Below are 7,514 nucleotides of genomic sequence, written 5' to 3'. Positions count from 1 at the left end.
GACGTATACAGTACGCAAAAACCATCTACACGCACGACGCTGACAGTTGTGCTTGCTGTGATCGATCTGATTATACTGATCATCGGGCTCGCAACGAGAAACTGGTACTTGACCATCATCTTCGGACCCTTGCTGGTGATATTCATCCTGTCGATCATCATCGGTATTAGGGCTGACAGACAGAATACGCCTCCGGTACCTACAGATACCCCGGAGGCAATATTCAAGGAACATCATATATAAACAGAAAGGAAGAACAGAATCATGGCTGAATTCGGAGAAAACATCCGCAAAGCGCGAGAAGAAAAGGGTATCACCCAACAGACGCTCGCGGACAGATTATATGTGACCCGACAGGCGGTATCGCGCTGGGAGAACGGCTCGCGCTATCCCGATCTGTTAACGGCAAAGGCGCTTGCCCGCGCTCTTGATACCACGTTGAACGACCTGCTCAACGACGACGATATGCAAACCTATCCCGAGGTCAATCCCGTGATCGAGTACCCCGTACACAAGCGCGTCCTGACCGCCTTGTTCGCGGTGGCGTGTTCCGTCAATCTGATCCTGACGCTCTGGAATACATTCTATTATCTGACCGACGCGCGGGCGTTCAGAACGGTGTACGAATCAGCGGTGCTGATCAGCAGAATGGTCTTTTTGACATTGGTCACCGTCATCCTGTTCTACGGGTTCATCAAATCCGTCAAGGACGAATTCACCCCACAGGCGGCAAAGCGGATCATGCTGTCCATTGTTGTACTGAATCTGTTGGGCGTTCTGTTCCGCTATTATCTGAGCTGGCGCAATTATACAGCGCTGCGCGGATCAGCCGTTATCGCAGCTGTCGCGGTCAATGTTGCGTTTATCATCATCGTATCGCGGTTCTTCCGCGCCAAAAACCCCTGCAGTCCAATCCCGGTATACGTCTTTACAGGACTGGAAATGCTGTTTGAGCTGATCGACTATGTACTCGGTCTGATCGCGGTCATCGGTACGGCACAGCTGCGCAGCTATTTGACCAATACGACACTGAGCACGCTCGCCCTGCTGTCGGTCGAGATCCTGTTCATCTACATGACGGCAGTGCTCCATCGTAAACGCAAGCTGACAAAAACGCAATCATAAAACAAAGGCACAGCGCCGAAACCGCTGTGCCTTCCAGACTGTAGAAAAACCTATCAAAGCCTTCCTTTGGGAAAGGAAGGTGCCTCCGAAAGGAGGCGGATGAATTGTATAGATTGTTTGAGCGAAGCGAGTCACATTCTTTTACGTTGGTGATTAGAACAAAGGTAAAATGAGGGTTTCTCCCTTCGGTCGATCAATTGATACAATTCCTCAGTCACCGTTCGGTGACAGCTCCTTTTCCCAAAAGGAGCCTTGGAAAACGGCTGCTCATTTATTATTCCATACTTTTTCGACAAACTGAAAGGCACAGCGCCGAAACCGCTGTGCCTTATATTATATTCGGTTGAGATTGCCACCCCCCGTAAACGGGGTTCGCAATGACGATTTGTATACTCCGAATCATATGGAGAGTTCCAATTCCACAGGGCAATGATCCGAGCCCATGATATCGGTATGGATCTTTGCATCCCGACCTTGTCCATCAAACGGTCGGACACGATGAAATAGTCGATGCGCCATCCGGCGTTGTTCTTGCGGGCGTTGAAGCGGTAGCTCCACCATGAGTACACGCCCTCCGTATCGGGATTCAGGCTGCGCCATGTATCGGTAAAGCCCGATGACAACACCACGGTCATCTTGGCGCGTTCTTCATCCGTGAAGCCGGCGTTCTTGCGGTTGGTCTTGGGATTTTTGAGGTCGATCTCCTGATGCGCGACGTTGAGGTCGCCGCAGAAGATGACGGGCTTTTTCTCGTCGAGCGATTTGATGTAGGCGAGGAAGTCATCCTCCCACCGCATACGGTAATCGAGGCGTTTGAGCTCATTCTGGCTGTTCGGCGTGTAGACCGTGACGAGGTAGAAATCCTCATACTCGAGGGTGATGACTCTGCCCTCATGATCATGCTCCTCGATCCCGATGCCGCAGCTGACCGAAAGCGGCGTGAGCTTTGTGAAGATCGCCGTACCGGAATAGCCCTTTTTCTCGGCATAGTTCCAGTAACTCTCGTAGCCCTCAAAGCTCAGGTTGATCTGCCCCTCCTGCAATTTTGTTTCCTGCAAACAGAAGAAGTCCGCGTCCAACTCGGTAAATATTTCTTTGAATCCTTTGTTGACAACAGCCCGCAGGCCGTTGACATTCCAAGAGATGAATTTCATGGTGATCCTCCGGACTGTAAATAATGAGGAATTAGGAGTTAGGAATTAGGAATTGCGGGCGGACGCTGTCCGCACCTGATTGATAGGTATGTCAACCCTCAGTCAATTCGTGACAGCTCTCTTAAGAAAGGAGTTGTCACGTTTTTGCGACATCCTATAGGAATCAAAAGGCGAAGGCTTTCCCTTCATCCCTAATTCCTCATTACTAATTCCAAATTACGAAAGCGCTTCCACGATGCGCTCGAACCGCATACTGTGGCTCGCTTTGACTAAGATGGTGTCGCCGGGCAGCAAATACCGCTTGAGCCGGTCGATGCACCGCTCCACGGAGGGGTAGTAATACGCGCCCTTGCCGTAGCCCTCGGCGGTCGCTTCACTCAGCGGGCCCACCGCGACCAGCATATCGATACCGGCCTCTTTGGCGTAGGCGCCGACCTCGCGGTGCAGAGCGATCTCATCCGCGCCCAACTCCTTCATGTCGCCGAGGATCGCGATCTTGCGGCCGCTGAGCTTACTCAGCGTATCCAGTCCCGCCTTGGTGGAGGTAGGGTTGGCGTTGTAGCAGTCGTCGATGATGGTCAGCGTGTCGGTCTTGATGATATGATTGCGCGAGCCGACGTTTTCAAAGCTCTCAAGCCCGCGTTTGATCTCTTCGGGAGTGAGTCCGAGCTGTGTGCCCACCGCCATCGCGCACAGGGCGTTGAGGACATTATGCCGTCCCATCGTGGGGATGGTCACGTCGATACGGGCGTTATCATCGGGATCATCCGTGCGTGAACGGTGGATCAGCGTACACCCGATACCGTCCAGCCCTTTTTCCGTGATATTCTCGGCGCGGTATTCATCGTTGCCGGTGCCGTAGAAGGTCGGGCGGATGCCGTGATAATCCGTGACGGTACGCAGCTTGTCGTCATCATGACACAGGATGATGGTACCGTCGGCGCTCAGATATTGAAACATCTCGGTCTTGGCGCGCAGAACGCCGTCGCGGTCGCCGAGATTCTCCAGATGACAGTAGCCGATGTTGGTGATGACGCAGATATCGGGTCTCACCATTTTGGACAGGCGGGTCATCTCGCCGAAGCCGGAGATACCCATTTCGATCACGGCGACCTCATGCTCCTCCTCGAGCCCGAAGAGGGTGATCGGAACGCCCAGCTCGTTGTTGAAGTTGCCGCCGGTCTTATGGACGTTGTATTTTTGCGCTAAAACAGCGCTGATGAATTCTTTGGTAGAAGTCTTGCCGACCGAGCCGGTGATGCCGATGAACGGGATCGTGAACAGCGAGCGGTAATACTCGGCGATGCCCTTGAGCGCGACAAGCGTTGACTCGACCTTGATATAGGCGATGTCCGTGTCGGGCTTTTCCTCACACAGCACGCATACCGCGCCCTGTTCGGCTACCGCGGGAATAAAGCGGTGACCGTCGACGCGGGCGCCCTTGATCGCGGCAAAGAGCGACCCCTTGCCCGCCTTGCGGCTGTCGGTGACGATAGATGTGATGACGGCGTCGGGATTACCGTGCAGCGTACCGCAGCACGCCATAGCGACTTCTTGTAATGTGATCGGTTTCATAAATTCCTCCGTGTAAAGCCTCCCTTTGGTAAAGGGAGGTGGGTTCGCGTTACGCGAACTCGGAGGGATTGCATCATTGACTGAGCGTCAGCGAGAAACATATTATTCATACGGTTGGTCGCTTCGCTCCATTTATACAATCCCTCACCCGCTCATCCGCGGGAGCTCCCTTTACCAAAGGGAGCCTCATATTACTTCAAGAGTGAAAGCTCAATGATCTTCTCGCACAGGTCGGCGTATTCGATGCCCGCGGCGGCGGCCTCCTGCGGGAGCAGGGACAGCGGCGTCATGCCGGGCAGGGTGTTTGCCTCCAGGCAATAAAGGCGATTGTGGTCGCCGAGCAGGAAATCGACTCTGCCGTAGACCTTGAGGCGCAGGGTCTCAAAGGCGTGCTCCGCCTCCGCCTGCATCTTCTTCGCGATATCCTCATCCAAATCGGCGGGACAGACCTCTTCGGTCGCGCCTTCCTGATACTTGTTCTCATAATCATACCAGCCGTCCTTGGGGATGATCTCGATGACGGGCAGCGCCTTGCCGCCCAAAATGCCGACCGAGAACTCACGGCCTTTGATGTATTCCTCCACCAGAACATCATCGTCATAGCGGAACGCCGCGCCTACCGCGGCGACGAACTGCTCGGGATCGCCGACGATCTGCACGCCCACGGAGGAACCCGCGGAGCAGGGCTTGACGACGCAGGGGAACTTGCACCAGCTGTCGAGGTAGCCCGCGCACATGAACTCGCGCTTATACAGGCGGCTCATCGGGGTCGGGACGTTACTGTTGAGGAACACGCCCTTGGTCACGCCCTTGTGCATCGCGATCGCGGAGCCGAGGTGGTCGGAGCCGGTATATTTGATGCCGTGAAGCTCTAACGCCGCCTGCACGGTACCGTCCTCACCCTCGCCGCCGTGCAGCCCTAAGAAGGTGATGTCAGCCGCCTGACACAGCTCCAGCACATGGTCGCCGAAGTAGCCCGCGGACTGGTTTTTGCGGCTTTTTTTGACTGCCTCGATATCGGGCGCTTCGGTCTCGATGACCGCGTCACCCGCAAAATCATAGTTCTGCGCAAAGAGCCTGTCGGCGTCAAAATCGTCGCCCTCATAGCCCATATATACGTCGATCAAAACGACTTGATGCCCCTTAGACCGCAGCGCCGCGGCGACCTTGGAGCCGGATAAGATCGATACATCGCGTTCGGAGGAGAGTCCCCCGGCTAATACAACTATTTTCATAATAATACCTCCTTATAGCCTTCCCCTTGAGGGGAAGGTGTCGCCGCCGACCGGACACGCTTGTCAGGCGGTGACGGATGAGGTGGAAACATTTCCACTACATCCGATTTATCGATAGGTCGGTTAGGCTTCCACCTCATCCGACCTTTACGACTCCATTGAGTCGTAAAGCCCACCTTCCCCTCAAGGGGAAGGCTTATTTAAAACATAAATCCGTCAAATCCCCAGTTCTCGGTTTCCTCAAACTTGACATAGACATGGCTGCCGTCGACGCCCATGATGTCCTTGGCGATCTCACAGAGCCTCGAAGTAAGCGCCTCATAGCTCTCGCGGGGCGCGCTGTGGAGCAGGCTGACGTCAAAGAACGCGATCGGCTCGTCGTTCTTTCCGCCGAAATACAGGCGGCAGTTGTCCGAGATCTCGACCATCAGGTAGCGTTCGGATTTGCCCAGCAGGGTGATCGCCTCGCCCAAGGCGCTCTTGAGCGCGATCTCCTTGTCGGGGGATACGGATGCGGAAAACTTCGCGTTGATATAAGGCATGGTGTCCTCCTTTTTTATTTGGAATTAGGAATTGAGGTGCTGTCCAAATCTTTGATTTGGCTAACAGCACCCATGCAAGGCTCTCCCAAGAATCGGAACGGACGATTAAGTCCGTGAACGATGATTGGCTGAGAGCTACTGCGAGAAATTAGGAATTAAGGAAAACGCTTACGTTGCCAATCTCAAAGGCTCCCTTTGGGAAAGGGAGCTGTCAGCTGACACGCGTGTCGGCTGACTGAGGAATTGTATCAATCGAACGAGCGTAAGCGAGATACCTTATCCCTGCAACTCTTTGATCCTCATTCTGATGTGATAATCAATATCGTCACACACTTCTTTAAAACGTGTATGGATATCCCGGTTTGTGTATCGTAATACTTCTATGTCCAAGCTGTTCAAAAAATCGGTTCGTATTGTATCATATAATTCAGCATCTTCTTCATAATGCTGAGAACCGTCCAACTCAATTACCAGTTTTGCTTGAGGGCAATAAAAATCTACGATATAGTTTCCGATTATCTTTTGCCTGAGAAAAATAATATGATACTGTTGATGGTACAGTTTCAGAAAATCATACCAAAGATGATTTTCCTCCTTGGTCATATTGTTTCTCAGCGTTCTCGCCAAAGGCAGATTATCTTTATTATGTATTCTATCCATGAAAACGACCTGATTCGGTTGGTCGCGAGAAATCTCGCTCCATTCATACAATTCCTCAGTCGGCGTTGCCGACAGCTCCCTTTCCCAAAGGGAGCCTTTTCTTCCTCGTGCCAACGGAGCGAATCAACTTCCTTAGCTTCTCTATTATAATCCATACCGCCGCCGGAATCAACCAAAACAAGCGATTATTTTGCTATTATTTTCTTTTTACGTATTGCGAAGCGAGCAAATCGATGGTATAATATACAATAACTAATTGTGTTTTATACAAAACATACAAGGAGGAATTATTATGCCATTAGTTAACGCGAAAGAAATGCTCACCAAAGCAAAGGCCGGTCACTATGCTGTCGGTCAGTTCAACATCAACAACCTTGAGTGGACCAAGGCGATCCTGCTGACCGCTGAGGAGCTCAAATCCCCCGTCATCCTCGGCGTATCCGAGGGCGCCGGCAAGTATATGTGCGGCTACAAGACCGTCGTCGGTATGGTCACCGCGATGATCGAAGAGCTCGGCATCACCGTTCCCGTAGCGCTCCACCTCGATCACGGCTCCTATGAGGGCGCTAAGAAGTGCATCGAAGCGGGCTTCTCATCCATCATGTTCGACGGCTCTCACTATCCGATCGACGAGAACATCGCCAAGACCAAAGAGCTGGTCGGTATCTGCAACGATCTGGATCTGTCCATCGAGGCAGAGGTCGGCTCCATCGGCGGCGAGGAAGACGGCGTTGTCGGCATGGGCGAGTGCGCTGATCCCGAAGAGTGCAAGATGGTCGCTGATCTGGGCGTTACCATGCTGGCTGCCGGTATCGGCAACATCCACGGCGTTTATCCCGAGAACTGGGCAGGTCTGAGCTTTGAGACCCTCGACGCGATCCAGCAGAAAACCGGCGATATGCCGCTCGTACTCCACGGCGGTACCGGTATCCCGGACGACATGATCGCAAAGGCGATCTCTCTGGGCGTTTCCAAGATCAACGTCAACACCGAGTGCCAGCTCGTATTCGCTGAGGCGACCCGTCAGTACATCGAGGCAGGTAAGGACAAGCAGGGCAAGGGCTTCGACCCCAGAAAGCTGCTCGCTCCCGGTACCGAGGCGATCAAGGCAAAGGTCAAGGAGAAGATGGAGCTGTTCGGTTCCGTCGGCAAGGCGTGATCTAACCGGTCATTGCGAAGCTCTTTGAACACACGTTCAAGAAGCCTGTCTCTTATACACATCT

7 protein-coding genes and 1 pseudogene are annotated in these 7,514 nt (G+C 53.2%); 3 read left to right on the top strand and 5 right to left on the bottom strand.

All coding sequences use genetic code 11. The annotated features are described in order from the left end of the window. Nucleotides 1-243 (top strand): hypothetical protein (locus KQI83_RS11120; RefSeq protein ID WP_216557887.1); only part of this gene is annotated, 243 nt, incomplete at its 5' end. Nucleotides 244-264: 21 nt separating this feature from the next. After that, entirely contained in the window at nt 265-1,125 is an 861-nt protein-coding gene (locus tag KQI83_RS11115) for a helix-turn-helix transcriptional regulator (protein WP_216557884.1), read from the top strand. A gap of 399 nt (nt 1,126-1,524) precedes the next feature. Here KQI83_RS11115 and KQI83_RS11110 read toward each other — a convergent pair. The 5 genes and pseudogenes from KQI83_RS11110 to KQI83_RS11090 all read right to left on the bottom strand — a co-directional run bounded on the left by KQI83_RS11110 (nt 1,525) and on the right by KQI83_RS11090 (nt 6,405). After that, a pseudogene (locus KQI83_RS11110) lies at nt 1,525-2,279 on the bottom strand (exodeoxyribonuclease III). 216 nt (nt 2,280-2,495) lie between these two features. Beyond that, on the bottom strand, nt 2,496-3,854 hold the full coding sequence (locus KQI83_RS11105) for a UDP-N-acetylmuramoyl-tripeptide--D-alanyl-D-alanine ligase (RefSeq protein WP_216557882.1): 1,359 nt from the start codon (nt 3,852-3,854) through the stop codon (nt 2,496-2,498). A gap of 191 nt (nt 3,855-4,045) precedes the next feature. Then, a complete protein-coding gene (locus KQI83_RS11100) occupies nt 4,046-5,089 on the bottom strand; it encodes a D-alanine--D-alanine ligase family protein (RefSeq protein ID WP_216557879.1) in 1,044 nt (347 codons plus the stop codon). A 200-nt stretch (nt 5,090-5,289) separates the two neighbouring features. Then, nucleotides 5,290-5,631, bottom strand: coding sequence for a phenylpyruvate tautomerase MIF-related protein (locus tag KQI83_RS11095; protein ID WP_216557876.1), 342 nt, complete (start codon nt 5,629-5,631; stop codon nt 5,290-5,292). A 276-nt stretch (nt 5,632-5,907) separates the two neighbouring features. Beyond that, nucleotides 5,908-6,405, bottom strand: a complete 498-nt coding sequence (locus KQI83_RS11090; protein WP_253295595.1) for an endonuclease domain-containing protein — start codon at nt 6,403-6,405, stop codon at nt 5,908-5,910. 178 nt (nt 6,406-6,583) lie between these two features. Here KQI83_RS11090 and fba point away from each other — a divergent pair, with 178 nt between their 5' ends. Then, nucleotides 6,584-7,450 carry a class II fructose-1,6-bisphosphate aldolase gene (gene fba, locus KQI83_RS11085; RefSeq protein ID WP_201428552.1) on the top strand — a complete coding sequence of 289 codons (867 nt, stop codon included), beginning with the start codon at nt 6,584-6,586 and terminating at the stop codon, nt 7,448-7,450. Nucleotides 7,451-7,514: the final 64 nt, after the last annotated feature.

The sequence above is a fragment of the Roseburia sp. MSJ-14 genome (assembly GCF_018918225.1).
Classification (GTDB): Bacteria; Bacillota; Clostridia; order Lachnospirales; family Lachnospiraceae; genus Petralouisia.
This window is presented reverse-complemented; position numbering and strand designations above follow the sequence as displayed.